The following is a 26,096-nucleotide window of genomic DNA, read 5'->3' as shown; positions in this document are numbered from 1 at the left end:
AGGAGCGATCGATGCAGTTCATGCAGGCGCTGAAGGATCGTTGGTCGTCCAGCAACTCCCTCGTCTGCGTGGGGCTCGATCCGGAGCCGGCGAAGTTCCCCGCGTCGTTCGCGCACGACGACGACGCGGTCTTCGCCTTCTGCCGCGACATCGTCGATGCGACGGCGGACTACGCCTGCGCGTTCAAGCCGCAGATCGCGCACTTCGCTGCGCTCGGCGCGGAAGATGCGCTACATCGCCTCATCGCGCACATCCATGCGCGGCATCCCGGCATTCCGGTGATCCTCGACGCCAAGCGCGGCGACATCGGCAGCACGGCGCAGCAGTACGCGCGCGAAGCCTTCGATCGCTACGCCGCCGATGCGGTCACCGCCAATCCCTATCTCGGGCGCGATTCGGTGCAGCCCTTCCTCGATCGCGCCGACCGCGGCGTGGTCATCCTGTGCCGCACCTCGAATCCCGGCGCGGGCGACCTGCAGGACCTGATCGTCGATGGCCGCCCGCTGTACCAGCACGTCGCCGAGAAAGTCGCCAACGAGTGGAACACGAACGGCAATTGCGCCCTCGTCGTGGGCGCCACGTGGCCCGAACAACTGCGCGAAGTGCGCGCCATCATCGGTGAGATGCCGATCCTCGTGCCGGGCGTGGGTGCGCAAGGCGGCGATGCCGAAGCGGTCGTGCGCAATGCATCGACGCAGGACGGCACCGGGCTGCTGGTCAGTTCCTCGCGCGCGATCCTCTACGCCTCGTCCGGCGCCGATTTCGCTGACGCCGCAGGGCGCGCTGCACGCGAGCTGCGAGACACAATCAACGCCGCGCGCGGCTGATTCCGGCTTGGTGAGCGAATCGGCGCGCGAATGTCGCGCCGTGCGCTGAGCGACGCAACGCAGGTCGGTGCGCAACGCTGGACTTCCTTCAGGAGAGGAGGTTCCGATGATCCGTTCATTGCTTGCGCTGTCCCTGTGTTGCGCCGCCCTGCCCGCCTTCGCCGATGCACCGCCCACCGACGTGCCGGTGCAGCTGGCGATGTTCGACGGGCCCGACGCGAATGCCTGCCTGCACATCCCCGACCCGCCCGACTACGGCTTCAAGGTGATGCAGGCCCAATGCCTCACGGTGGGCCACGGGCAGATGTTCCAGTTCGAACCCGCCGTGCAGGGCGGTTACCAGATCCGCAACGTGAAGTCGCAGGGCTGCCTGAATGCCGAACCCGGTTCGGCGCCCGGCGACATGGTTGAAGCCTTCACCTGCGACGGCGCGCTGTCGCAACGCTGGGACGTGAATCACTCGGAAGGCAACCCGGGCAACGCGATGATCCGCAGCCAGCAGACCGGCATGTGCCTGGACTTCTCGTTGGGTGTCGCGGCGCAGACGACGTGCAGCTTCGGCTTGGGCCAGGGCCCGACGTGGATGGTCAGTCGCCAGGGCGCACGCGTGCCGAGCGGTGCGCTCGCAATGCGTTCGGACATCGACGGTCAATGCATGAGCCTCGACGAGTTTCCCGTGTCGGTGGCGTGCAGCAACAACGGTCGCAGCAACCTGCGCTTCGTTCCGGTCGATGCCGCGGCCACGACCTTCCGCTTCGACGGCCCCGTCGACGGCACGTGCCTGATGGACGGTGGCAGCGCGGTCGTTTACGACACCTGCATCGCCGGCTTGAACAGCCAATGGCGCATCGTCGAAGCGGGTTTCGAATCGCCGGCGCCGATCGGCGAGATGCGGGCGTTCTGGCAGGTGCAGAACGTCGGCACCGGGCAATGCCTCCACGCGCGTCGCGGCAGCGTCGTTCCGGAAGGCGAAACGGTGACTGCGTGGGCGTGCGATGCCTCCGACAACGCGAAGTGGCAGTTCGTGAAGTACTGAGCCGTCAACCGGCGAGCGCGCGCCACAGGGCGCGCGCCGTCGCGAAGGGGAAGCGTGCCCAGATGAGCGCGAACACCCCGAGGCGTTGCAGCGTCGATCGCTGCAGCGCTTCGAACTTGCGGAAATACCGCCACAGGCCGCGGTGCTTGTGCCATTCGACAAAGACCGGCCGCGCACGCGACGACACCCCGCGCACGTGCACGACCTGCACGTCGTTGGCGACCGCCACCGTGGCGCCGAGCGCACGGGCGCGGCGACACAGATCGAGATCTTCGGCGTGCAACCGATACTGCGTGTCGAACCCCTGCAAGCGATCGAACAAGACGCGCGGCAGCAGCATCAACGCACCGGAGATCGCATCGACGCGCTGCAAGGGCTCGTCCGCGTCCATCGGCACGCCGAGGTTCGCGTTCGACGGCGAATGCAGCATCGCCGCGAAATCCGGGTCGCGCCGGCGCGCCGCGGCATCGCGCACGCCATTGGCATCGACCTGGTCGGCGCCGACGATGGCCGCGCCACCGAGGTCTTCGGCGGCTTCGCGCAAACGCTGCAACGTGTCCGGTTCGACCAGGCAATCGGGATTGACGAAGGCGAGCCATGGCGCGTCGCATTCGGAAGCGCCCTGGTTGCAGGCCGTCGCGAAGCCCGGGTTGTCGGGATTGGCGACGAAACGCACGCGCGGGTCCGCGGCGGCGTGGCGTTGCATGATCTGCAAGGTGCCGTCGCCCGAGCCGTTGTCGATGATGCGGACCTGCCCGACCTCGCGCGCGTTGCGCAGCCGCAAGAGGCAATCCTCGAGCGTGTCCGCGCTTTCGTGCGCGACGACAACCACCGCGATGGGGCCGTCGGTCATGCGAACAACTCCCGCTGCGGCGCCGGCGGCCCGACGGTGGACAGCGTCGCGGTGAGTTCCTCGCGCACGTGGCGCAAGGGATCGTTCATCAGGAACTGCGCCAGGCGCGAGTGCCAGGCCGGCCAGCGCGCGGCGAGCGCATCCATGTCGCCATCGAAGGGAAAGCCTTCGCCCGGGCGCGCGACGAACGCGGTTTCGCACAGCGCGTTGCGCCAGCCCAGGCCCGACAGGCGCAGCGACAGGTCGATCAGGGCGGCCATCCACGACGCGTAACTCGCCGCGTCGAGCCCGCCCGCGCGTTGCCGCGCGCGACCGCGCAACAACACGGCGTGGCCGACCGCAGCCGGCAATTCCGGATGCGTGGGCGCCATCGCGGCACAGGCACGCGCGATGCGTTCGAGGTCGGCGGGCAGCGGCGCGATCTCGCCGACCCGCGGCCACGCGGCGACTTCACCGGCGTTGCTCCAGGGCGTTGCGGTGGCGATCGACGAATCGCGCGCGAAACAGGCGGTCAATTGCGTGAGCCACCCGGGCGCGGGTTGCGCATCGGGCGCGAGGACGACGACATCCGAATCGCCGCAGGCATTGAGCACTTCGTCCAGGTGCGCGACGTCGCCGACCATGCGCTGCCGGCGCGTGTAGTGGGCTTCCATCGGCGTCCGCGCCAGCCAGGCCTGGATGATGGCGTGTTCGCGCGGACCGGCGCGTGCGTCGTCGGCAAGCCACACCCGCGTCCCCGGCTGCGTCCCGGCATCGATGGCGGCCAGGCACGCATCGAGCGCGCCATCGTCGACCGATACGGGCAGGACGACGATGGGCGCCATGGTCAGGAAAAGCGCCGCCTCGCGGCGGCGCAACAAACGTCATTCGAGCCGGACGTCATCCACGAAGGCATAGCTGGGCTCGCTGATGCCGCCAAGTTGGCCATTCCTGACTCCGGTGTTGCCCCTGAAGACCAATCTTACGGTCTTTCCCCAATAGGGCGACATGTCGACTACGTGCGAGCGGTAGATGGGACATGGAGCCTCCCCATATCCGCACACGACGTTCCGCCCGGTCTGTGAAAACAGCATGGTGTCCTGCGTGCCTTCGACGACGTGCACCGCGAGGCTGACGGATTCGATCTGGTACTGCGATCCATAGATGCCGTTGCCGAGCTTGGCGGAGAACTTCAGTTGTTTGCCCATGGGCACGTAGACCATCTGCTCGACCTGGCGGCACAACGACCACGCGCCCGGCGCATAGATGATGAACGGCGTGACTTGCGCAACGGTGCCCGATGCCGGCGCCGTGCCCTTGCTGCCCGTGTTCTTGGTCGTTTCGGTGTACGCCGCAGTCGAACAGGTTGCGGCGCCTTGCGCATACACCGCATCTCCGACCGTCCAGGATGCGAAGCCACTCGAGAAGTTACCGTTCGAGACCTGTGCGGCAACCGTCAACGGTGCCGCCGCCGCGGCCAGCGCGACGAGAAGTGCGAGTCGATGGTGCATCGTGCCTCCTTGATGAGACGGTGGGTCCGTCTCCTTCGCAGAGGATTTCTCCTGCACTGACTTTGCGACTAGAAGGCTGCGACGCTACATCGCCGTCAGCCTTCCCTCCTGCTCCAGCGAAACCGCGAATCCTTACTTGCGATAGAGCGGTTCGAGCGCGCGGAACTTCTGGCCGTATTCGTCGGTGAGGTCGCGCGCTTCCTGCGGGTTACGAATGATGGTCGGCGTGAGCAGCACGATGACCTCCGTACGCGAAGTGCCAGTAGATTGGGTGCCAAACAAGCCGCCAATCCACGGTATGCGGCTCAGGCCCGGAATGCCCGATGCGCCCTTTGAGCGCTCGTCCTGGATCAGACCGGCCAGCATCACAGTTTCGCCACTCTGGATCGCAGCTTCGGTCTTTAGACGACGCGTGTCGATTCGCACGTTGGCGTTGCTCGCTGTCTGCGGGCCCGGCGTACTGACTTCTTGCACGAGGTCCAGAAATACCATCCCGTCCTTCGTGATACGCGGACGCACCTTGAGGATGGTACCGGTATCCAAGTACTGCACTTGGCTAATGGTGTTCGTAGGGTCCGCATTGCCGGTGTTGACGCTGACCGACTCGATCGGGATGCGGCTGCCGACATTGAACGTCGCTTCGGCATTGTTTCGCACCACCACCGAGGGCGTCTGCAACAGATTGACGTCGGTGACGCGATCCAGCGCATTGATCACCGCCATGGCGTTGGGGCCGAGGAAGGTGAACGACATGCCGCCGGTAATGCCACCCTCGCCGTCCGTTGCGACTCCACCTGCACTGCCCGCCGTCGACCCCCAGATCGAACGCCCAAGCGCAAGCGCACGGAGCGTCGGATCCGGAATCGCATTCTCGAAATACCAGTTCACGCCGTAGCGCAGGTCGCCCGTGAGCTTCACCTCCGCCACCTGCGCCTCGATGTGCACTTGCAGCGGCATCGTGTCGAGGCGCTCGATCACGTCGCGGATCGAGGCCCAAGCGCCGGCATTCGCACGCACAAGCAAGGTGTTGGTTTCATCGACCGCCGCAACGCCGACGGTACCGCCGTCGACCTGCAACGTGACGTTGCCGTTGCCGCCGCCGTTTCGCGGATTGAGCGACATGCCTTCGCCCAGGCCGCCACCGGAGTTGTCGGACGAATCGCCGCCGAGCGAGGCATTGCTCGTGCCGTTGCTGTCGACGCCGCTGTCCTTGATCTCGGTCGACTCCAGGCCCGGCATCAGCGAGGGCGAGCCCGTGCCCTGGTCAGAGTTGCCGCGGCTGCTGCCGCCGAACACCTGCGCGAGGCGGTCGGCGAGGTCCTTGGCCTTGACGTACTTCAGCTCGTAGGAGAACAGCTGCACTTCGCCGCCCGCGCCTTCGATGCGATCGAGCCACGACTGGATTTCGTCGAGATAGCGCGGCTGCGAGGTGATCACGAGCACCGCGTTCGCGCCGTCCAGCGGCATGAAGCGGAACATGCCGGCCACCGGCGACTTGCTCGTCTCGCCGAACACTTTTTCGAGATCCCCGACGACCTTGCTGGCCTTGCCGGACTTCAGCGGGAACACGCCCACCGACATGCCCTTGAGCCAGTCGACGTCGAAGATTTCGATCGTCCGCATGTAGTTTTCGAGTTCGGCGCGCGTGCCGCCGATGGTGATGACGTTGCGCGCGTTGTCGGTGGTGATGATCGCATTCGGGCGCGCGTAGGGCGTCAGCACCTTCTTCATCTCCTCGGCGGAGATGAAGCGCAGCGGCACCACGCGTGCCTCGTAGCCGCGCGCGAGCGCGGGCGAACCGGTGCGCGGCGCGACCGTGCCGGCGAGCGCGGCATCGGCGGCGACGATGTTGTAGCGCCCGTCGGCATACACCATGCGCGCGTTGTTCCAGCCCAGCACCTGTTCGAGCAGCGACATCGCCTGCGCCGGGCTCACCGGGCGCGGCGTGGCCAACGTCACGGTGCCCTGCACGCCCGGTGCGATCACGTAGTTCTGCCCGAGCATGTCGCCGAGGATCGCCTTGACCACCGCGTGCAGCGATTCGCCTTCGAAGTTGAACGTCGCCGCGCCCGAGCTGCCGCCCAGGTTCGGTGGCGGCGCACTCGCCGCGCTGCGGTTGATCACTTCGCCGGTGCCGCGCTTGAGCTGCGCCGTCGGCGCGCCTTCGGCCGCCGGCGTCTCGCCGACGGGCGTGGTCGTCGTGCCCGTGGTCGTGTCCATCTGCGGGCGCGGCAGGTTGGACTGGATGACCGGTACGCCGCGATCGCCTTCCTTCTTGATCGTGGCCACCGGTTGCGAGGTGCAACCGGCGATCGCCACGAGGCAGGCGGTGATCGCGAGCGTCGCGAGTCTGGATCGGAAATTCGTCATGGCTCGCTCTCTGCTCATTGCGCCGGAGTCTTCTGGTTGTTTTGTTGCTGCGCTTCCTGGCGCAGTTGCGCGCGACGTTGCTCGATGCGTTTGCGGATCGCGTCCATCTGTTGCTCGGGCGTCATCGGGGCCTCCTCGAGGGTCGAACCCGTTTGCTGCGGTGCGGTCGCGTTGGCGGCGGCCGGCGGTGGAACCGGCGGGGGCGCGGCGACGGACGTCGCGTCGGCCGGCGCATCCATGGTGATGTCGGGTGCGGCCGTCGTGGTCGGCGCAGTGCCGCCCTTGCCGTCGAAGGTGCGCAACTCCATGCGCTTCTCGCCCTGCGGGCCGATGAAGGTGGCCGCGCGCGGTTCCAGCGACACCAGGCGCCACCCTTGCGCTTCGGCCGGCGCTTCATCCTGCTTCATGCGGATCGGTTGGCCGCCGTTGGTGGGCGTGATGATCGCCATCTGCAACTTCGGCGTGATCAACACGCTGGTGAGCACGAATTCGAACTGCTGCGCCGCATTCTCGTCGCCCTGCGGTTGCAGCGAGAACGGTTGCGGGCGACGGTCTTCGGAAAACAGCGGGCGCTGCGCGGTTTCGGCGTATTGCGCGATGGGGCCGATGCGTTCGGGCTGCAGTTTCGGCACGTCCGGCAGGGCGCGCGAGAGCGAGGGATCGTCGGGCAAGGTGCCGATGCGCCCGCCCATGCCCACGAGTGCGAGCACCCAAGCGAGCAAAGCCCAGCCGGCGACGGTCGCGAGCAGCCAGGTGCGCGGGCCGGCGTCACTCAGTCTCATTGAGACCTCCCGGCTCCGACACGGGCACGTCTTCCGGCGGCGGTGCCTGCGTCGGCGCCGGCGCGCGCGCCGTCTTCGCGGCCGGGCGCGGGGCGATGAAGCCGTACAGGTCGAAGCTCACGTCCAGGCCGCCGCTCTGCGCCTTGCCCTGCCCCGGCATGTAGAAGTAACGCTGCGCGAGGATGTTGAGGTTTTCGATGAACACGCGCGGGCTGCCGCTTTCCAGCGAATGCAGCACGCTGGCCAGTTCACCGGCGCCGCAACGCAGGCGCACCTGCACGGTGACGCGCGGGAAACGTTCGGCCGGGCGCTGTTCGGACAACGGCGAGCGATTGGTGATCGCGCAACTGCGGTTGCCGGGGCTCGCCTGCACGACGACGGTTTCCAGGCGTTGCACCAGGCCTGCCGTCGCGAGTTCCGGCGTGGCTTCGGGCAGGAAACCGGGACGACCGCGCAGCGCTTCGCGCACTTGCACCAGGCGGCGTTCGACGGCGGGCGCCTGCGCCAGCTGCGTGCGCACGCGCAACTCGCGCGCCTGCAGGGTCGCGATGCGGTCTTCGGTGTCCATCATCGGCACCGTCCACCACGGATGCAGCAGCACGAAGTACGCCAGGGCGAGCGCGGCCACGAGCAGGCCGAGCGCGAGCCAGCGATCGCGGTCAGTCGTTGCCGGGGCCACTGGTCGCGGTCTCCTGGCGGTTCTGCACGGTGGGTTGCACGACCGCGATGTCGGCCGTCAGCGTGAAGCGGTCGCGGCCCGATCGCGGATCGGGCTGCAGCGCGCCGGTCAACGCCGGCGCACGCCACAGGGGCGATCCTTCGAGGCGCTGCACGAGCGAGGAGGCTTCGCTGCTCAATCCGATCAGCGTGAGCTTGTCGTTTTCGATGGCGACCTTTTCCATGTAGGTCGAGTCGGGCAGGCGGCGCGTGAGTTCGTCGATCACTTCGATCGCGCTCGGCCGGCCGCGACGCATCTGGTCGAGATAGGCCTGGCCTTCGACCATGTCGACCAGTTCCTGGCGACGCTGCGAGGCGGTGCGCGCCTTCGCGCTCTGCGCGGAAACCTGTTGTTCGAAAGCATCGGCGGCGGCGCGGCGGTTCTCGAGGATCTGCCAGAGCGCCAGGCCGAGGGCGAGCAACGCGACCACGCCGAACACCCAGTTCCATCGCGCCAGCGGATCGGCGCGATGACGGCGTTGCGCCGGCGGCAGGAGATTCACGCCGAGCGGGACGCCGTTGTTGTCGGACAGGTCGATGCCCGAGAGCGTCGACTGGATCCCGCCCAGCGCGGCCATGCGCGGCTGGATCGCGGTCAGCGGAACGGCGACGAGTTCGACATCCAGCTGGCCGTCGCTCGCGCGACGGCCGAGGATGCGCGCGTCGTAGGCCGCCGTCTCCGCGGTGAAGGGCGTCTGCCGATCGATTTCGAAGGACACCACGTCGCGCAGGCGTTCGGCGGCGGCGGCGGGCAAGGTCAGGCGCCGGCGCAACCCCGTCGATGCGGGCATGACGAGCCAGCGCGTCAGGTCGGCGATCGAAGGGGTGAGCACCGTGGCGAGGGGATCGGCGTCGATGCCGAGGTCTTCGCCGGCGGGGAGCCGGCCGATGTCGCGGATCGCGGCGGCGTCGACGTCGCCGGCCTGCAGGCGAACCTGCAATGCATCTTCGCCCGTGCCGGCGTCCTGCGAGAGCAGGAGACGATCTCGGCCCAGGCCCAGCGCGGTGCGCCAGCGCATCGGCAACCACGCGGCGAGCGCGCGCGACCACCACGACAGCCATCCACCCGCGCCCGGCAGGACACGAGTCTGGATGCGGCCGATACGGTCGCGCAGTGCATTCATCGCGGCGATGCTCCCTCCTCCCAGCGCAGCGGCGTGTACGCGGAGCCCGGCAGGCCGTTGCCCCCCGCACGCACCACGACGCGCAGCCTCGCTTCGCGTCCATCGCGAAGCCGTGCACGGCTGTCGATACTATACGTGCCGCTGCCGCTGCTCACTAAAGGCTCGCCGCCTTCCAGGACCGGCGCCGGTTGCCCGGAAGACGGATCCCATGCACGGCGGCGCGCGATCGTGGGTTCGGGGTCCAGGCCCATCGCCTGCAGGACCGGCGCCGAGGCGAACGCCGGGTCGGGGCGCGTGCGGCCACTGAAGACGGTCAGGTCGGGCGCGACCTTCGCGTACAACGCGGGCGTCATGCCCAGCACCTGTTCGAGTTCGGCGACGCTTTCGAAGGGCGCGTCCTTCGCGCCGTAGGGGCGTTCGGCCGACGCGTAATCGGGGTCTTCGGCGCCGCCTTCGGGCTGCGTGAGCAGGTCCGGGTCGCGCCAGTCCATCACCGCGGCCGCGATCTGCCGCGCGTCCTCCATCGACATGCCGCCCTGCTGTTGGAACAGCGCCGCCAGCAAGGGCATGTCCGCCTGGTTGAGGTCGATCTTCCCGTTTTCGTCGGTGAGCGAAACCTTGACGTCGGCGTCGGCGAACTTCCAGTCGTAGTCGCGCCCGTCGGGGCGCCACTGGCGGCGCGGGTCGGGTTCGACGACGCGCGTGAGTGCATATTCGAAACCGGCGCGCGCCACTTCGTCGGCGATCACGCCGCGATGCAACACGCGCCCCTGCAGGCCTTCGATTTTCGCCGTCAGCGCGAACGCACCGACGAGCGCGGTGAGCAGGGCGATCATCCACAGCACGAGCAGCAGCGCGATGCCGCGTTGCCTGCGATGCGAACGGCGCGCGCTCACAACGCCGACCCCACGTAACCCGCCGCGAGCGGCAACGCCATCACCATCGGCGGCCACGCGCGCCCATCGGCGTCGCGCAGCGTGACTTCGACTTGCAGGGGCAGCCGATCGCCCGCCGTCCACTGATCCTGCCAATCGCCCAGCGTGTTGTCCGCCTTCATCGCGCGATAGCGGAAGGTCGCTTCGCGCAACGGGCCTGCGAGGACTTCCGGTGGGCGCGGCGGCGTCTCGGCCTTGGTTTCGCCCGCAAGCACCAGGGTGAAGGCGACTTCGAGGCGTTGCCCGTCGTCGCCATCGACGAGCGTGAGTTCGTGCAGATAGGGCCCGCCGCGCCCGAGGTAATCGGGCAGGTCGGCGACGAAGCGCATGTGTGTTGCGTCGCCTTCGAAGCGCCGCGGCATGCCGGTGTCCTGGTTGAGGCCGAACTGCACGGGGCGCGCGCCGCCGATGCGCCGGCGCAGGAACAGTTCGACCGCGCGCATGTGCTCGTTGCGCTGCGCGATGTCTTCGCCGCGCGTGGCGGTGGCCGTCGCGGCGCGCAGGGATGCGAAGGCAAGCGCGAGGCCCGCGGCGAGCAGCATCGTCGCCAGCAGGACTTCGATCAGCGAGAAGCCGCGCTGACGGCTGCGAACAGGCACGCTCATCGCATGCCTCCCTGCAGGGTCGGCGCGACCAGGCGCAGGGACTGGACCTGCAAGCGATTACGCGGAGACCCATCGCCCCACTGCATCTTCAGGTTGATCTCGAACAGCTTCGCCGCGTTGGGATCCTGCGGCTGCGGGTTTTCGGAAACGATGCTCGGGTCGCGCCAGGGTTCGACGTCGAGCGTCCAGCGGTAACGGCCCTGTTCGAAATCGCCTTCCTTGTGCCCTTGCTCGAGCGGTTCGCCGACGCCCTGTTGCGCGAGCAGCGTCTGCGCGTGCATCGCCGCGCGCCCCGCGTCGTCGGCCCACCGCACCTGCTTGGTCGCGCCCGACAGGATGCCCAGCAGGATCGTCAGCCCGAGCGCGAGCAACGCGAAGGCGAGGATCACTTCGATCAGCGTGAAGCCGGCCGCGCGATGCCGCAGGATCATCGCGCCACCTCGCTGCGACGGACTTTCACTTCGCCAGTGAGCCACGCGACGTCGATATTCCACGCGGCGTTTTTCTCGCTGAGTTGCACGCGCCCGCCGGTGGAGGCGCCGTCGGAGAAGAACACGATGCCGCCGATGCCGTTGGCCGGCTTCACTTCGCGCGCGCCGGTGAAGGTGATGCCGAATTTCTTGTCGACGGTGCCGCCGCGGTCGTTCGGCGCGGCCCAGGTGTGCGCGGCCGGATCGATGATGAAACGTTGCGATTCACCGGTCGAAATCGCCTGCGCACGCGTGTAGCGCAATTGCGCGGCGATCTCCTTGGCATCGGCGCGCAGGCGCATGCCGGAGAAGCCGCCGGTGATCGCCGCGGCCGCGATGCCGCTGGCCACTGCGATCAGCAGCAGCACCATCAGCACTTCGAGCAGCGTGAAGCCGCGCGGTAACGCGACCGGGCGCATGCGGTTATTCGAACGCGATGTCGCCGTCGACGCTTGTGCCGCCCGGCTTGCCATCCTTGCCCAGGCTCATCAGGTCGAACGGCTTGCCCTCGCCCGGCGTCTTGTAGGCGAAGGGATGGTTCCAGGGATCGTTGAGCTCGGCGGCCTTGGCGTAGGGACCGAGCCAACCGCTGGCATCGCTTTGCACGAGCGCGTTGAGCGTGGGCGGCAACGTGCCGGTGTCCTGTTCGTATTGCTGCACTTTCTCGGCGATGGTCTGCACCTGCGCCTTGGCGAGGTTGACCTTGGCGCGATCGCTGCCGCCGAGGATGCGCGTGGCCGCGAAGGCGACGATGCCGCCGATGAGCACGACGACGATGATGATTTCGATCAGGCTGAAGCCCGACTGTGCGGCGCGGGCGACGGGGGCCCTGGCGTTTCGGTTCATGGCGGTCATCCGATGGCGTTGGTGAGGTCGTAGATGGGCATCAGCACGGCCATGATCACGACGCCGACGACGGCGGTGAGCACCAGCGTGATGACGGGGACGAGCGCGGCCAGCATGCGGTCCAGCGCTTGCCCGGTTTCGGCTTCGAACGTGTCGGCGGTCTTCAGCAGCATGGTGTCGAGCGCGCCGGATTCCTCGCCCACCTGGATCATCTGCAGGGCCAGGCGGGGAAAACGCTTGCCCTTGCCGAGTGCCGTCGACAGGCCGACGCCGCTCTTCACGTCGTTGGCGGCGGATTCGACATCCGCTTGCAGCATGAGGTTCCCCATCACGTTGCGCGCGATGCCCAGCGCGGTCAGCAAGGGGACACCATTGCGCAGCAGCGTGCCCAGCGTGCGCGCCAGCCGCGCGGTTTCCAGCCGCGCGATCAGCGGGCCGACGATCTTCTTGCCCAACAGCCATTCATCGAAGCGGGCGCGGAAGGCCGGATCCCGCCGCTTGCGGTCGAACCACCACAGCGCCAGCGCCGGCAGCACGACGATGACGATCCACCAGTCGCGCACGAACAGGCCCAGGCCCAGCACCATCCGCGAAAACCACGGCAGTTGCGCATCGAGGCTGGCGTACATCGACGAGAACTGCGGCACGACGTAGCCCAGCAGGAACAACAGCGCGCCGCCGACGACGAGCAGCAGGATCGCCGGATAGATCAGCGCATTGACCACGCGCCCCCGCAACGCGCGGCTGCGTTCGAGATATTCGCCCAGGCGCTGCAGGGTTTCGTGCAGCGTGCCGCCGGCTTCGCCGGCGCGCACCATGTTGACGTACAGCCGCGAGAACGTGCCGTGCTGGCGCTCCAGCGCCGTGGACAACGCGCTGCCGCCGCGCACGGCATCGCGGATGTCGGCGACGGTGCGCTTGGCCGCTTCGTCTTCGGGCAGTTCCAGCAGGATGGTCAGCGCGCGATCGAGCGGTTGCCCCGCGCCGAGCAGGGTCGCCAGTTGTTGCGTGAACTGCACCAGCCGTTCGCCGGCGAAGGGCTTGGGCTTGAACAGGGCGCGCCACGCCGATTCACCGCCGCCTTCGGATGCCAGCCGCGTTTCGACCGGCAGATGCCCCTGTTCCTGCAGGCGCAAGGCCACTTCGCCCGCGCTGCCGGCTTCCATCTGGCCGTCGAGCATTTCGCCGCGGTTGTTGAGCGCCTTGTAGCGGAATAGGGGCATGGGTTTATGCGTCTTCGGTGACGCGCAGGACTTCTTCGATGGTGGTGACGCCCGCGAGCGCCTTGACGATGCCGTCCTCGTACATCGTGCGCATGCCGCCGGAAGTGCGCGCCAGCTGTTCGAGTTCGCCCATGCCGGCGTGGCGCATGACGGCGCGACGCAGTTCGTCGTTCATCACGAGGAACTCCATGATCGTCGTGCGCCCGAGGTAACCGGAGGGCGAAAACTCCGAAGCACGTGGGCGATACAGGTGGATGTCGCCTTCGGGCTGGTACTTGCGCAGGCCGAACTTCTCGATTTCCTCGGGCGAGGCGCGATAGCGCTCCGCGCTTTCGGTATGCAGGCGGCGCACCAGGCGCTGGGCGAGGATGCCGTTGACCGTCGAGGTCAGCAGGTAATCCTCCACGCCCATGTCCAGCAGGCGCGTGATGCCGCCGGCCGCGTTGTTGGTATGCAGCGTGGAGAGCACCAGGTGGCCGGTGAGCGCGGACTGGATCGCGATGCGCGCGGTTTCCAGGTCGCGCATTTCGCCGATCATGATGATGTCCGGGTCCTGTCGCACGATCGAGCGCAACGCGTTGGCGAAGTCCAACCCGATCTGCGGCTTGGCCTGGATCTGGTTGATGCCTTCGATCTGGTATTCCACCGGATCTTCGACGGTGATGATCTTGACGTCGCTGGTATTGAGCTTGCTCAGCGCGGTGTACAGCGTGGTGGTCTTGCCCGAACCGGTCGGGCCCGTCACCAGCAGGATGCCGTGCGGTTGTTCGAGCACGTGACGGAACTGCGGCAGGAATTCCTCGGTGAAGCCCAGGCGCTCGAAATCGAACACCACCGTCTCGCGGTCGAGCAGGCGCATCACCACGCTCTCGCCGTGCGAGGTGGGCATCGTGCTCACGCGCAGGTCCAGTTCCTTGCCCTGCACGCGCAGCATGATGCGGCCGTCCTGCGGCAGGCGGCGTTCGGCGATGTTGAGCTTCGCCATGATCTTGATGCGGCTGATGATCGCTGCGGTGAGGTTGGCCGGCGGGCTTTCCGATTCCTCCAGCACGCCGTCGACGCGATAGCGCACCTTCAGGCGGTTTTCGAAGGGTTCGATGTGGATGTCCGAGGCGCGCAGTTCGACCGCGCGCTGGATGATCAGGTTCACCAGGCGGATGACGGGCGCTTCGGACGCCAGGTCGCGCAGGTGCTCGACATCGTCCATGTCGCCGGTTTCGCCCTCGGCCGTTTCGATGATCGCGCCCATCGCGCTGCGGCCCTGGCCGTGCCAGCGTTCGATGAGGTCGTCGATTTCCGAACGCAGCGCGATGTTCGGGCGCACGTCGCGGCCGGTGGCCAGGCGCACGGCGTCGAGCGCGTACAAGTCTTGCGGATCGGCGATCAGCACGTCGACCACGTTGTCGCGTTCGGCGACGGGCACGACGTGGAATTGCTTCATGAACTTCACCGAGAGCACGACCGATTCGGGCGGCAACTCGGGGGCGTCCTTCGAACTGACCAGCGGCAGGCCGAGGACGGCCGACGCGGTTTCGGCGTGGTCGCGCTCGGACACCAGGCCCAGTCGCGCGAGCAGGCCGAGCAGGCTGCCGCCGGTTTCTTCCTGCAGGCGGCGCGCGCGGGCGAGGTCGGCGTCCTTGAGGCGCCCGCGTTCGACCAGCGCGGCGACGATGCGGTCGTCGGCGGCAACCTCGACGCCGGATTCGGAGGGGTTGACGATGGCGTTCATGATCGCCCGACTCTAGCAGAGGTGGTGTAGGGGGCCGGTCGGGGGAATTCGCGGCTTACCCCACCCACTTCCGCGCGTTGCGGAAGATCCGCATCCACGGGCTGTCGTCGGGCCAGTCGCGCGGCGCCCAGCTGTAGTTCGCGCTGCGCAGCGTGCGTTCCGGATGCGGCATCAGGATGGTCACGCGGCCGTCGGTGGTGGTCAGGCCCGCGATGGCATCCGGGGAGCCGTTCGGATTCGCCGGGTACACCGTGGCCGGCTTGCCGTCGCCATGCACATAGCGCAGCGCGACCAGCGCACGCTCGGCGTCGGCCTGGTCGGCGAACGCCGCGCGGCCTTCGCCGTGCGCCACCGCCACCGGAATGCGCGCACCGGCCATGTCGTGCAGGAAGACCGACGGCGAATCGAACACTTCCAGCAGGGCCAGGCGCGCTTCGTACTGTTCGCTGCGATTGCGCAGGAAGCGCGGCCAATGTTCGGCGCCGGAGATGATCGGCTTGAGCTGCGCGAGCATCTGGCACCCGTTGCACACGCCGAGCGCGAAGCTGTCCGCGCGTTCGAAGAAGCGCGCGAACTGCTCGCGCATCTCCGGACGTTCGAGCACCGAGGTCGCCCAGCCGCGGCCCGCGCCGAGCACGTCGCCGTAGCTGAAACCGCCGCAGGCCACGAAGCCCTTGAAGTCCGCCAGCGTCGCGCGCCCGGCGATGAGATCGCTCATGTGCACGTCGACGGCGGCGAAGCCGGCGCGGTCGAAACCGTAGGCCGTTTCGATCTGGCTGTTGACGCCCTGCTCGCGCAGGATCGCCACGCGCGGACGCGCGCCGGTATTGATGTAGGGCGCTGCGATGTCGTCGGACGGATCGAAGGTCAGGCGCGGCTGCAGGCCGGGCGCGTCGAAACGGCGCGCTGTCGCCTGTTCTTCATCGGCGCATTCGGGGTTGTCGCGCAGGCGCTGCATGGCGTGCGTCACCGACCACCATGCATCGAACAAGGCCTCCCAGCGCCATTCGGTCAGCACCGCGCCTTCGCGCAACACGCGGATCGCGGGCGCAGTCGTCGGGCGCGCGATGCGTTGCGCGCAATCGATCAGGCCATGGCGCGCGACCAGGTCGGCGAATTCCGCGCGATCTTCCGCCCGAATCTGCACCAGCGCGCCGAGTTCTTCGTTGAACAACGTGCGGAACGGATCTTCGCCCCAGTTGTCGAGCGAGATGTCCAGGCCCAGGTGCGAAGCGAACGCCATTTCGCACAGCGCCGCGAACGCGCCGCCGTCGGATCGATCGTGATACGCCTGCGCAAGACCGGCCTGGCGCGCATCGCGGATCAATTCGAAGAACGCGCGCAGGCGCTGCGGATCGTCGAGATCGGGCACGGGGCCGGCGAAAGCCGGCAAGGCCGCGGCCGCGCCGACACCGGAGGCCGGATGCGTCTGCGCGAGAATCGAACCGCCCAGGCGCTGCTTGCCGCCGCCCAGGCCGATCAGCCACACCTCGGTGTCTGCTTCGCGCACGAGCAGCGGCGTGAGCTGCTGGCGCACGTCGTCGACGGGCGCGAACGCGGAGATGATCAGCGACACCGGCGAGACCGACTTCTGCGCGATGCCATCGGCCGTCCACTGCGCCTGCATCGACAGCGAGTCCTTGCCGACCGGGATGCTCAGGTCGAGCTCGGGCGCCAGTTCCATGCCGACCGCGCGCACGGCGTCGAACAACTTCGCGTCCTCGCCCGGGTGGCCGGCGGCGGCCATCCAGTTGGCGGAAAGTTTGATGCGATCCAGCGACGCGACGGGTGCCGCGCAAAGATTGGTGATCGCCTCGCCCACGGCCATGCGCGCGGCGGCGGCGGCATCGAGCAGGGCCAGCGGCGTGCGTTCGCCGACGGCCATCGCTTCGCCGCCGAAACCGGCGTAATCGGCGAGCGTGATCGCGCAATCGGCGACCGGCATCTGCCACGGGCCGACCATCTGGTCGCGCGCGGTGAGCCCGCCGACGGTGCGATCGCCGATGGTGATCAGGAATTGCTTGGCCGCCACCGTCGGATGCGCGAGCACGCGCAGGCCGGCGTCGTTGAGGTCCAGCGCCTGCGTCGACAGCTCCGGCCAGCGCGGCGCGGGCGGCGTCGTGGTGTTGCGATGCATCTTCGGCGCCTTGCCGAACAACACGTCCATCGGCAGGTCGATCGCGCGATCGGCGGGCAGGTGTTCGGGCGTGGCGCCGTGTGCGACGACGAGGCGTTCTTCGGCCGTCGCATACCCCACCACCGCGAACGGGCAACGCTCGCGCAGGCACAGCGCCGCGAATTCCGCGATGCGATCGGGCGCGATGCCGAGCACGTAACGTTCCTGCGATTCGTTGCACCACAACTGCATCGGCGACAGCGTCGGATCGTCGGTGGGGATGCGGTCCAGGTCGATCACGCCGCCCACGCCCGAGTCGTGCAGCAGTTCGGGGATCGCGTTGGACAGACCACCGGCGCCCACGTCGTGCACCGACTGGATCGGATTGTCGTCGCCGAGCGCGACGCAACGATCGAGCACTTCCTGCGCGCGTCGCTCCATCTCCGGGTTGTCGCGCTGCACGGAGGCGAAATCGAGTTCCTCGGCACTTTCGCCCGAGGCCACCGAACTTGCGGCGCCGCCGCCCAGGCCGATCAACATCGCCGGACCACCGAGCACGATCACCGCATCGCCCGGCGAGAGCAGGCGCTTGGCGACCATGTCGCGATCCATCGCACCCAGGCCACCGGCCAGCATGATCGGCTTGTCGTAAGCGCGGACCAGGCCGTCGCCTTCGCTCAGTTCGAAGCTGCGGAAATAGCCGTTGAGGTTCGGGCGGCCGAATTCGTTGTTGAACGCCGCGGCACCCAGCGGGCCGTCGGTCATGATTTCCAGCGCGGGTGCCATGCGCGGGTTCAGCGCACGCGGCGCTTCCCACGGTTGCGGCAGCGTCGGGATGCGCAAATGCGAAACCGAGAAACCGGCCAGGCCCGCCTTCGGGCGGCCGCCGCGGCCGGTGGCGCCTTCGTCGCGGATTTCGCCGCCCGCGCCGGTGGAGGCGCCGGGGAAGGGCGAGATCGCCGTCGGATGGTTGTGCGTTTCGACCTTGATGCAGAACGCGCCGGGCTGCGCGGGCTCGCTGCGGTATTCGTGCGTCTGCGGGTCGGGGCGGAAGCGCGAAACGCTTTCGGCGCCTTCCATCACCGCCGCGTTGTCGCTATAGGCCGACAGCGTGTGTTTCGGCGTGCGCGCGTGCGTGTTCTTGATCATCTTGAACAACGACGCGGCCTGCCCGTTGATCGCCATCTCGCGCCCGTCGATGGTCCACGTGGCGTTGAAGATCTTGTGCCGGCAGTGCTCGGAGTTGGCCTGCGCGAACATCATCAGCTCGACGTCGTGCGGGTCGCGCGCCAGTTCGCCGTAACGATCGCGCAGGTAGTCGATTTCGTCCTGCGCCAGCGCCAGGCCGAGGCGCGCGTTGGCGGCATCGAGCGTCGAGACGGGTACGACTTCGAGCACGGCGCGCTCGGGCGTTGCGAACATCGCCGCGCCCGCGTTGCGGTCGGCGACGAGCGATTGCGTCATCGGATCGTGCAGCAGGCGCGCGAGCGCCGATTGCGTGGCGGCATCGTCGGGCCAGCCGGTGATGTCCAGGCGCAAGCCGCGTTCGACGCGCTTGATCGGAAGGTTTGCGCCGTGCAGCAGCTCGGTCGCCTTGCTCGCCCACGGCGAGATCGTGCCCAGGCGCGGCAGCACGTAGCGCGACACGGCGTCGCCGGCGCGCGGCGCCTGCGTGTCGCCGGCTTCGAGGATGCGATGCAGGGCGTCGCGGTCGACGCGGGCCTCCGCGTTCGCCGGCTCGACCCAATACGTGAACCAGGCGCCGGCGATGCGCAGCGCGGGAGCCAGCGCCTGCAGGCGCGCTTGCAGCCGTTCGGTTCGGAACGGCGAAAGGGCCGGCAGGCCCTCGAGGACGATCATCTGGGACGGGACCGTGGGAACGGGCCCCGCATTCTAACCGGTCAGCGGCCCCCGGCCCCGCCCCGGCCGCTGGCCGGTTCGGTTGCGGTCGACTTCCCGACCGGCTTGCCGGCCGCCAGCTGGTCGAGCGCGGCGCGCAGCTTTTCCGGCGGGAGGTAGCCGCCGAGCGCCGTGCCGTCGGCCGCGAGGATCATCGGCGTGCCGGTCAGGCCCGCGCGGCGGCCCAGGTCGTACTCCATCGTCACCGGGTTCTTGCAGTCCACGGCCTTGATGGGGCGGTCGTTCTTGGCGTCGGTCAGGGCCCGGCGCCGGTCGGGCGCGCACCAAACCGAGACCATCTTTCGGAAATCGTCGCTGCCCAGGCCCATCCGCGGGAAGGCCAGGTATTCCACCGCGATGCCCTGGCGGTTGATTTCGGCGATTTCGCTATGGAACTTGCGGCAGAACCCGCATTCGACGTCGGTGAAGACGCTCACCGTGTACTTGGGGTTGGGCGGGGAGAAGACGATGCGGTCGGCCCGCGGAACGGTGGCCATCAGCTTGCGGCGCACGGCGTTGAGCGGGGCGTCGCCCACGTTGGTGTCGGTCTGGGTGTCGAACACCTGCCCCTGCATGAAGTACTTGCCGTCGTCGCTGACATAGACGACCTGGCCGCCGACCACCAGCTGGCGGAAGCCCGGGAAGGGCGCGGCCCCGACCCATTCGATCGTGACCTGGTCGTTGATGCGGCGGATCGCGTCGCGCGCCCGCGCTTCGGGCGTGCCCGCGCGGATGAAGGGCTCGATGGCGTTGGGCGCCCTGGTCGCCTTGGCGCCCGGCTTGGCGGCCACGGCCGGCGGGCCGTCCTGCGCACAGGCGGACAGGCTGAGGGCGACGCAAAGCAGGCCGGCGGCGAAACGCATCATCGAACGATCCAGAGGGGAGGCGGCCGGATCATGGCACGGCCACGCTGAAGGTCGCGTACCACTGGTCACGGATCGGCCCACGCCGGGCGCATTCACCCGCGCGGATGGTGTTTGGCGTGCAGCTTCTGCAAATGTTCGCGCGCCACCAGCGTGTAGATCTGTGTCGTGGAAAGCGAGCTGTGGCCGAGCAGGAGCTGCAGCGCGCGCAGGTCCGCGCCGCGGTTGAGCAGGTGCGTGGCGAAGCTGTGGCGCAGCCCGTGGGGGCTGATACGGCGCGGGTCGATGCCCGCGGCGGCGGCGTAGTGCTTCACCAGCACCCAGAACTTCTGGCGGCTGGGGGCTTCGCCGCTGTGTTCGAGGAACAGGGGCGCGAGCGCGCGCTTGCCCGCGATCTTCGGCCGCGCGTCGGCGAGGTAGCGCTGCAACCAGTGCTGCGCTTCTTCGCCCAGCGGCACCATGCGTTCCTTGCTGCCCTTGCCCATCACACGCAGCACGCCCTGCCGGAGGTTCAGTGCGGTCGAGGGCAGGTTGCACAACTCGCTCACGCGCAGGCCGCAGGCGTACATCAATTCGAACATCGCGCGATCGCGCAGTCCGATCGGATCGTCGATGTCGGGGGCATCGAGCAATGCATCGATGTCGGTTTCGGACAACGCTTTCGGCAATGAGCGCGGCAGGCGCGGGGGATCGATGAGGGCCGTGGGATCGTCTTCGCGCACTTGCCTGCGCACGCAGTGGTTGTAGAACGCGCGCAGCGTGGACAGCAGGCGCGAGTTGCTGCGCGGGGAGTAGCCGGCGTGGGTGCGGAGTGCGAAGTAGTCGAACAGATCCGCGCGGTCGGCGCCCGCAAGTCCGCCGCCCTGCCCTTCGCGCCAGCGTGCGTAGCCTTCCAGGTCGCGACGATAGGTTTCCAGTGTTGCCTGCGCCACGCCCGATTCGGCCCACAAGGCGTCGAGGAATTCGGCGATCGCGCGTTCGTCCGCATCGGGCACGGGCCCGCGGTGCATGGCGAGCGTGCGGCGTTCGGAGGGCGAGGACGGCATGTTTCCGAGCTTAGCCGACTTGCTCTTGGAGCGAGGGAATCATTGGCGCGCCGCCCGAACGTTGTGCATTCCAAATTTTTTTGGGAAAAAAATTTGAATCGTTGAGAGCGCTGCGCACCCGCTTTTCTTAACGATCGCCGCGAAGGCGCCGATGCCCGAGAGAGGACATCGCGCTTGCGAGGACCAGCACCCACGCGAGTCGTGATGTCCTCGACGGGCGAGGCGCCGGCCCGTCTGGTGTGTTGGCTGTACGCGCGCATGCCTCCACCCACCACGCCCCCATTCCCCACAGCGCTGTCGCGCAACCCGACGCGTCGTGCGCGGTGGTCGTCGCGTTGGAGGGCCTCATTGCGGAGCGTGAGCTCTTGCGGAGCAATGAGGCCCTCCAATGCGGCGGCGCGCCGCGCCCATCGGGTGGAGCCGCCCCCACAGCCCCCGGTATCCTTCTGCGATGCAAAAAACAAACACAACCCCGCCCGACAACCCCAAAGCCCTGGTCTTCTGGCGCCTCTTCGCCCTGCTGTACGACGCCTTCCCCGTGATCGCAGTGTGGTTCATCGCATCCCTGTGCTTCACCCTCGCCTACACCTACCTGGGCCACCACGACACCCACCAGAACATCGCCCCCTTCAGCCCCCTGCAATGGCTGCTGTGGCTCGTGTGCTGGACGATCGCCGGCCTCTACGCCGTCCTGAGCTGGCGACGCGGCGGACAAACACTCGGCATGCGCCCCTGGCGCCTGCGCGTGGTCGCGGCCGACGGCGGAAAGCCCACTTGGCGCGCACTGTGGGTCCGCTATGCGGTGGGCTCGGCGTCCCTGCTCCTAGCAGGACTCGGATTCTGGTGGGCGTGGATCGACCGCGACCGCCTCACCTGGCACGACCGCGCGAGCAACACCCGCATGCGGCGCGAAGCGAAGCGCTGATCAGCCGCTGCGCCGCCGGAACAGGAACATCGACACCCCGAACATCACCGCCAACGGCAGGAACATCGCGACACGCACATCGAAGTGGAAGGCCTGGGCGAGGTTGCCGAACAGCGTCTGCAACATCCAGAACCCCAGCGCGAACACGATGCCGATGAACAAACGCTTGCCCATGCCGCCGCTGCGCAGCGAACCGAACGCGAACGGCACCGCCGCCAGGCACAAGGCCAGCACGTTGATCGGATAGAACCAGCGACCCCAGTAGATTTCCTCGAACTCGCCGGCGTCCAAGCCGTTGCGCTTGAAGTAATCGATGCTCTGCGCCAGATCGCGCGAGGGCAGGAAGCGCGGACGCGTGACGCTGGCGGCCAGCGCGGCATCGTCGAGCTGCGTCTTCCAGCGCTCCAGCGGGATCGTCTTCTGCTCCACCGAACGCGCGTTGAAAGTCGTGCGCGTGACGTTGCGCAGGATCCAGCCACTCGGCCGATGCTCGGCGATCGCGGCCTGTGCGATGGAGGCCAGGCGGCCTTCGTCGTCGAACTGATAGAGATTGACGTTGTTCAATTCGAGCCAGCTGTCGCCCTTGGCGCTGCGCTGCTGGCCCGTGAGCGCGTTGAAGAACACATCGCCCTCGCGCGCCCACACGCCGGCATATTGGGCGAGGATCGCGTTGTTCGAACGCGCCTGCGCCTTGAGCTGGTCGGCCTTGCGCTGGCCCCAGGGCGTGAGCGTTTCGCCATTGACCACCATCAGCAGCGTGAGCACGGCCAGCGCGAGCGCGACCGCGCCGCTCAAACGACGGCGCGACAGGCCCAGCGCGCGCAGCGCGGTGAGTTCGGAACTCGCGGCGAGTTGCCCCAGGCCCATCAGCGTGCCGACGACCGCCGCGGTCGGGAACAACGTGTACGCACGGCGCGGCGCGGTGTAGGCGATGTAGGTCAGCGCTTCGACGAAGCCGTACTGGCCCTGGCCGATGTCCTTGACTTCGCTGAGCAGCAGCGACTGCACCAGATCCAGCCCCGTCACGATCGCCCAGGTGAGGAGCACCGAACTCAGGACGACGCGACCGATGTAGACATCGTGCACCTTCGGGAACGGCTTCATGCACCGCTCCCGGTGCGCGGACGGCGCATGCGGCCATCGCGCAGATACAGCCATGTCGCGAACGCGAGCAGCGGCAGGAGCAACCACCACAGGCCCAGCGGCGCAGGCACGCGCCCGGATTCGATCCACTGTTGGCCGAGCACCATGCTGAACATGCCGACCAGGTAACCGAGGAAGGCGATCATGATGCTGCCGTAGCGCGCCTGGCGCGGGGCGCTGCGCGCGAGCGGCACGGCGATCAGCGCGAAGGCGAGCGTGAGCAGCGGCGGCGCGATGCGCCAATGCAACTGCGCGGCGGCGCCGGGGCGCGGATCGGACAGCAGTTCGGTGGTCGGCGCCAGTTCCGGATCGTCCTTCGCGCGCCGGGCTTCGGTGTCGGGCAGGCGCAGTTCGTTGCTGGCGTAGCGCATCAGGCGATAGTCGCGGCCGATGGCGGAGGGGCCTTCGACGCGGAAGCCGTCATCGAGCTTCAGGTAGCGCGTGCCGTCGGCATCGACGGTGAGCGTGCCGGTCATCGAGGTGCTGACATCGATGCGATCGCCCGAGATCCGGTGCACGAACATGCGCGAGAACCGACGCCCGTCCGGCGACATGCCCCCGACGTAGATGACGCCGCCATTGTTCGGCAGCGCGATGAAGCGGCCCGGCTCCAGTCCCGTGAGCACCAGGTTGCGGTTGGCATCCCAGATCATCTGTTCGCCCAGGCGCAACGCCGCGGGCCCGAGCCACAGCGAACACAGGCCCACGACCACCACCGCGGGGCCGACGACCAGCAACAGGGGCTTGAGGAGCCGCCTGGGCCCCACGCCGACCGAGGCCAGCACCGGCATTTCCGAATCCCGGTACAGCCGGCCCATCGCCAGCAGGATGCCGAGCATCAGCGCCAGGGGCAGCAGGATCGGGAGGAAGGTGACGACGCGCAGGCCCAGTTGCGAGAGCATCAGGCCGGCGGGAACGCGCCCGCGGGCGATCTCGCTGAGCAGGTCGGCGAAGACGCCACCGAGGCTGATCAGGCCCAGGACCACGAAAGCCGCCATGACGGATTGGGCCAATTCGCGCGAGAGATAGCGGTCCAGCTTCGGCATCGGGCCTCGTTGCTCTAGAATTCCGCCTTCGTTCGCCGGAAGTCCGGCCGCGCGGCATCAAACGCCGGGCGATTGTACGGAAACCGACGCGACCCCGAAGTCGCGGGCGACCTTCTCACCCCCCGGAAAGTTGCGATGTCCCTCGAATTCACCCTTAATTCCGCGGCCGTTGCCGGCGTCGCGACCGATTGCGTCGTCGTCGGCGCCTTTGCCGACGGCAGCCTTTCGCCCGCCGCGCAGGCCATCGATGCCGCCAGCGGCGGCCGCATCGCCGCGCTCATCACCCGTGGCGACGCCAGCGGCAAGACCGGCTGCACCGCGCTGCTGCACGACCTTGCGGGCGTGGCCGCGCCCCGCGTGCTCGTCATCGGCCTGGGCGAACGCGACAAGTTCGGCACCGCGCAATACCTCAAGGCCGTCGGCGACGCCGCGCGTGCGCTGCGCACCGGCCCGGCCGCCTCGGCCTTGTTCACGCTGACCGAAATCCCCGTCAAGGAGCGCGACGCCGCCTGGAACATCCGCCAGGCCGTCGTCGCCGCCGCGCACGCCTGCTATCGCTACACCGCCACGCTCGGCGCGAAGAACAAGAAGCGCGAAGAGACGGGCCTGAAGGCGATGGCCATTGCCGGCGACGACGCGCAGGCGCTCGCGCAGGGCAAGGCGATCGCCGCGGGCGTCGCGTTCTCGCGCGAACTGGGCAACCTGCCGCCCAACATCTGCAACCCGGCCTACCTCGCGCAGCAGGCGCAGGAATTCACCGCGCGCTTCCCGCAGGCCGAGTGCGACGTGCTCGACCGCGATGCGATGGATGCGCTCGGCATGGGCTCGCTGCTCGCCGTCGCGCGCGGTTCGGCCAACCCGCCGCGCATGGTCGTCATGAAGTGGAACAACGGCGGCGGCGCAAAACCCTACGTGCTCGTGGGCAAGGGCATCACCTTCGATACCGGCGGCATCAACCTGAAGGTCCAGGGCGGCATCGAGGAAATGAAGTACGACATGTGCGGCGCCGCGACGGTGATGGGCACTTTCGTCGCCGCGGTCGGCATGCAGTTGCCGATCAACCTGGTCGTCATCGTGCCGGCGGTGGAAAACATGCCCGACGGCGACAGCTATCGCCCGTCGGATGTCATCACTTCGATGTCGGGCAAGACCATCGAAGTCGGCAACACCGACGCCGAAGGCCGCCTGATCCTCTGCGACGCGCTCACCTACGCGCAGCGCTTCGAACCGCAGGCGCTGGTCGACGTGGCCACGCTCACCGGCGCGTGCGTCGTGGCGCTGGGCAAGTACGCCAGCGGCCTGATGAGCAAGCACGACGATCTGTCGAACGAACTGCTCGCCGCCGGCGAAACCACGTTCGACCGCGCGTGGCGCCTGCCGCTGTGGGACGAATACCAGTCGCTGCTCGAGTCCAGCTTCGCCGACGTCTACAACATCGGCGGCCGCTGGGCCGGCGCGATCACTGCCGGCTGCTTCCTGGCGCGCTTCGCCGAAGGACAGCGCTGGGCGCACTTGGACATCGCCGGCGTGGCGAACGACGAAGGCAAGCGCGGCATGGCAACGGGCCGTCCGGTGGGCCTGTTGTCGCAGTGGTTGCTCGATCGCGCGGCAGCCTGATCGCGTGCCACGCGCCGATTTCTACCTGATCGCGAAGCCGCGGTTCCGCGATGAACCGCTGCGGCTGGTGTGCGAACTCGCACGCAAGGCGCACGATGCGGGGATCTGGACGCTGATCCTCGCGCGCGACGCGGCGCAGGCCGAAACGCTCGACGATCTGTTGTGGGACATGGGCGACGATGCCTACATCCCGCACCAGATCGCCGGCCAGGACGACGACGAGGACGAGGCCGCGGTGTTGATCGCGCCGCCGGACGTCGACGCGGTCCTGCGGCCGATCGTGATCAACCTGCGCGACGGCGCGGTGGAAGGCGCGGTCGAACGCGTCCTGGAAGTGGTGCCCGCCGACGAAAGCGCGCGCGGTCCGCTGCGCGAGCGCTGGAAGCAGTACGCCGCGCGTGGCTTCGATGTAACCAAGCACGACATGTGACCCG

Annotated in this window: 24 protein-coding genes; 5 read left to right on the top strand and 19 right to left on the bottom strand. The window is 68.2% G+C overall.

What is annotated here, in order from left to right:
* The first annotated feature begins 11 nt into the window (after positions 1–11).
* Both pyrF and AB4059_RS10535 read left to right on the top strand, forming a co-directional pair.
* Positions 12–827: an orotidine-5'-phosphate decarboxylase gene (gene pyrF, locus AB4059_RS10540; RefSeq protein ID WP_498978857.1), complete on the top strand. Its 816-nt coding sequence runs from the start codon at positions 12–14 to the stop codon at positions 825–827.
* Positions 828–933: 106 nt separating this feature from the next.
* Positions 934–1,863, top strand: a complete 930-nt coding sequence (locus tag AB4059_RS10535; RefSeq protein WP_498978856.1) for an RICIN domain-containing protein — start codon at positions 934–936, stop codon at positions 1,861–1,863.
* Positions 1,864–1,867: 4 nt separating this feature from the next.
* Here the strand turns inward: AB4059_RS10535 and AB4059_RS10530 are convergent, their stop codons facing one another.
* From AB4059_RS10530 to xerD, 17 genes are all read right to left on the bottom strand, one after another.
* Positions 1,868–2,716, bottom strand: coding sequence for a glycosyltransferase family 2 protein (locus AB4059_RS10530; RefSeq protein ID WP_498978855.1), 849 nt, complete (start codon positions 2,714–2,716; stop codon positions 1,868–1,870).
* Complete coding sequence (locus tag AB4059_RS10525) at positions 2,713–3,540, bottom strand: glycosyltransferase family 2 protein (protein ID WP_498978854.1); 828 nt, start codon at positions 3,538–3,540, stop codon at positions 2,713–2,715. The genes AB4059_RS10530 and AB4059_RS10525 overlap by 4 nt, the downstream gene beginning before the upstream one ends.
* Before the next feature lie 39 nt (positions 3,541–3,579).
* Positions 3,580–4,206: a hypothetical protein gene (locus AB4059_RS10520; protein ID WP_498978853.1), complete on the bottom strand. Its 627-nt coding sequence runs from the start codon at positions 4,204–4,206 to the stop codon at positions 3,580–3,582.
* Positions 4,207–4,338: 132 nt separating this feature from the next.
* A complete protein-coding gene (gene gspD, locus AB4059_RS10515; protein ID WP_498978852.1) occupies positions 4,339–6,576 on the bottom strand; it encodes a type II secretion system secretin GspD in 2,238 nt (745 codons plus the stop codon).
* Positions 6,577–6,590: 14 nt separating this feature from the next.
* Complete coding sequence (locus AB4059_RS10510; protein ID WP_498978851.1) at positions 6,591–7,358, bottom strand: type II secretion system protein, XpsN-like; 768 nt, start codon at positions 7,356–7,358, stop codon at positions 6,591–6,593.
* Positions 7,345–8,037, bottom strand: a complete 693-nt coding sequence (gene gspM, locus AB4059_RS10505; protein WP_498978850.1) for a type II secretion system protein GspM — start codon at positions 8,035–8,037, stop codon at positions 7,345–7,347. The genes AB4059_RS10510 and gspM overlap by 14 nt, the downstream gene beginning before the upstream one ends.
* Positions 8,018–9,199, bottom strand: coding sequence for a PilN domain-containing protein (locus tag AB4059_RS10500; protein ID WP_498978849.1), 1,182 nt, complete (start codon positions 9,197–9,199; stop codon positions 8,018–8,020). Before AB4059_RS10500 ends, gspM begins: the two co-directional genes overlap by 20 nt.
* On the bottom strand, positions 9,196–10,035 hold the full coding sequence (locus AB4059_RS10495) for a type II secretion system minor pseudopilin (RefSeq protein ID WP_498979060.1): 840 nt from the start codon (positions 10,033–10,035) through the stop codon (positions 9,196–9,198). Before AB4059_RS10495 ends, AB4059_RS10500 begins: the two co-directional genes overlap by 4 nt.
* A gap of 56 nt (positions 10,036–10,091) precedes the next feature.
* Positions 10,092–10,739, bottom strand: coding sequence for a prepilin-type N-terminal cleavage/methylation domain-containing protein (locus tag AB4059_RS10490; RefSeq protein WP_498978848.1), 648 nt, complete (start codon positions 10,737–10,739; stop codon positions 10,092–10,094).
* Positions 10,736–11,164: a type II secretion system protein XpsI gene (gene xpsI / locus AB4059_RS10485; RefSeq protein ID WP_498979059.1), complete on the bottom strand. Its 429-nt coding sequence runs from the start codon at positions 11,162–11,164 to the stop codon at positions 10,736–10,738. Before xpsI ends, AB4059_RS10490 begins: the two co-directional genes overlap by 4 nt.
* A 2-nt stretch (positions 11,165–11,166) precedes the next feature.
* Positions 11,167–11,628, bottom strand: a complete 462-nt coding sequence (gene xpsH / locus AB4059_RS10480; protein WP_498978847.1) for a type II secretion system protein XpsH — start codon at positions 11,626–11,628, stop codon at positions 11,167–11,169.
* 4 nt (positions 11,629–11,632) lie between these two features.
* Positions 11,633–12,064: a type II secretion system major pseudopilin GspG gene (gspG, locus tag AB4059_RS10475; protein WP_498978846.1), complete on the bottom strand. Its 432-nt coding sequence runs from the start codon at positions 12,062–12,064 to the stop codon at positions 11,633–11,635.
* Positions 12,061–13,278 (bottom strand): type II secretion system protein XpsF, encoded by a 1,218-nt coding sequence (xpsF, locus tag AB4059_RS10470; protein WP_498978845.1) that lies wholly within the window; start codon positions 13,276–13,278, stop codon positions 12,061–12,063. The genes gspG and xpsF overlap by 4 nt, the downstream gene beginning before the upstream one ends.
* 4 nt (positions 13,279–13,282) lie before the next feature.
* Positions 13,283–15,007 (bottom strand): type II secretion system ATPase GspE, encoded by a 1,725-nt coding sequence (gene gspE / locus AB4059_RS10465; RefSeq protein ID WP_498978844.1) that lies wholly within the window; start codon positions 15,005–15,007, stop codon positions 13,283–13,285.
* A 55-nt stretch (positions 15,008–15,062) separates the two neighbouring features.
* Entirely contained in the window at positions 15,063–18,983 is a 3,921-nt protein-coding gene (purL, locus tag AB4059_RS10460) for a phosphoribosylformylglycinamidine synthase (RefSeq protein ID WP_498978843.1), read from the bottom strand.
* Between the two features lie 41 nt (positions 18,984–19,024).
* Positions 19,025–19,888 carry a DsbC family protein gene (locus tag AB4059_RS10455; RefSeq protein WP_498978842.1) on the bottom strand — a complete coding sequence of 288 codons (864 nt, stop codon included), beginning with the start codon at positions 19,886–19,888 and terminating at the stop codon, positions 19,025–19,027.
* A gap of 92 nt (positions 19,889–19,980) precedes the next feature.
* The gene (gene xerD, locus AB4059_RS10450) at positions 19,981–20,931 is read right to left on the bottom strand and encodes a site-specific tyrosine recombinase XerD (RefSeq protein ID WP_498978841.1); all 951 of its coding nucleotides are present in this window, start codon (positions 20,929–20,931) and stop codon (positions 19,981–19,983) included.
* 451 nt (positions 20,932–21,382) lie between these two features.
* On the opposite strand from xerD, the gene AB4059_RS10445 reads away from it, so the two are divergent.
* A complete protein-coding gene (locus AB4059_RS10445; RefSeq protein WP_498978840.1) occupies positions 21,383–21,856 on the top strand; it encodes an RDD family protein in 474 nt (157 codons plus the stop codon).
* Here the strand turns inward: AB4059_RS10445 and lptG are convergent, their stop codons facing one another.
* On the bottom strand, positions 21,857–23,014 hold the full coding sequence (gene lptG, locus AB4059_RS10440) for an LPS export ABC transporter permease LptG (RefSeq protein ID WP_498978839.1): 1,158 nt from the start codon (positions 23,012–23,014) through the stop codon (positions 21,857–21,859).
* Entirely contained in the window at positions 22,957–24,045 is a 1,089-nt protein-coding gene (gene lptF, locus AB4059_RS10435) for an LPS export ABC transporter permease LptF (protein ID WP_498978838.1), read from the bottom strand. The genes lptG and lptF overlap by 58 nt, the downstream gene beginning before the upstream one ends.
* A gap of 135 nt (positions 24,046–24,180) precedes the next feature.
* Here lptF and AB4059_RS10430 point away from each other — a divergent pair, with 135 nt between their 5' ends.
* Positions 24,181–25,662 (top strand): leucyl aminopeptidase, encoded by a 1,482-nt coding sequence (locus AB4059_RS10430; protein ID WP_498978837.1) that lies wholly within the window; start codon positions 24,181–24,183, stop codon positions 25,660–25,662.
* Between the two features lie 4 nt (positions 25,663–25,666).
* The gene (locus AB4059_RS10425; RefSeq protein ID WP_498978836.1) at positions 25,667–26,092 is read left to right on the top strand and encodes a DNA polymerase III subunit chi; all 426 of its coding nucleotides are present in this window, start codon (positions 25,667–25,669) and stop codon (positions 26,090–26,092) included.
* Positions 26,093–26,096 lie beyond the last annotated feature (4 nt).

This window comes from Lysobacter sp. 2RAF19, from assembly GCF_052115395.1.
Taxonomy (GTDB): domain Bacteria; phylum Pseudomonadota; class Gammaproteobacteria; order Xanthomonadales; family Xanthomonadaceae; genus Noviluteimonas.
The sequence above is the reverse complement of the archived record's forward strand: the minus strand, read 5'-3'. Positions and strand labels throughout refer to the sequence as shown.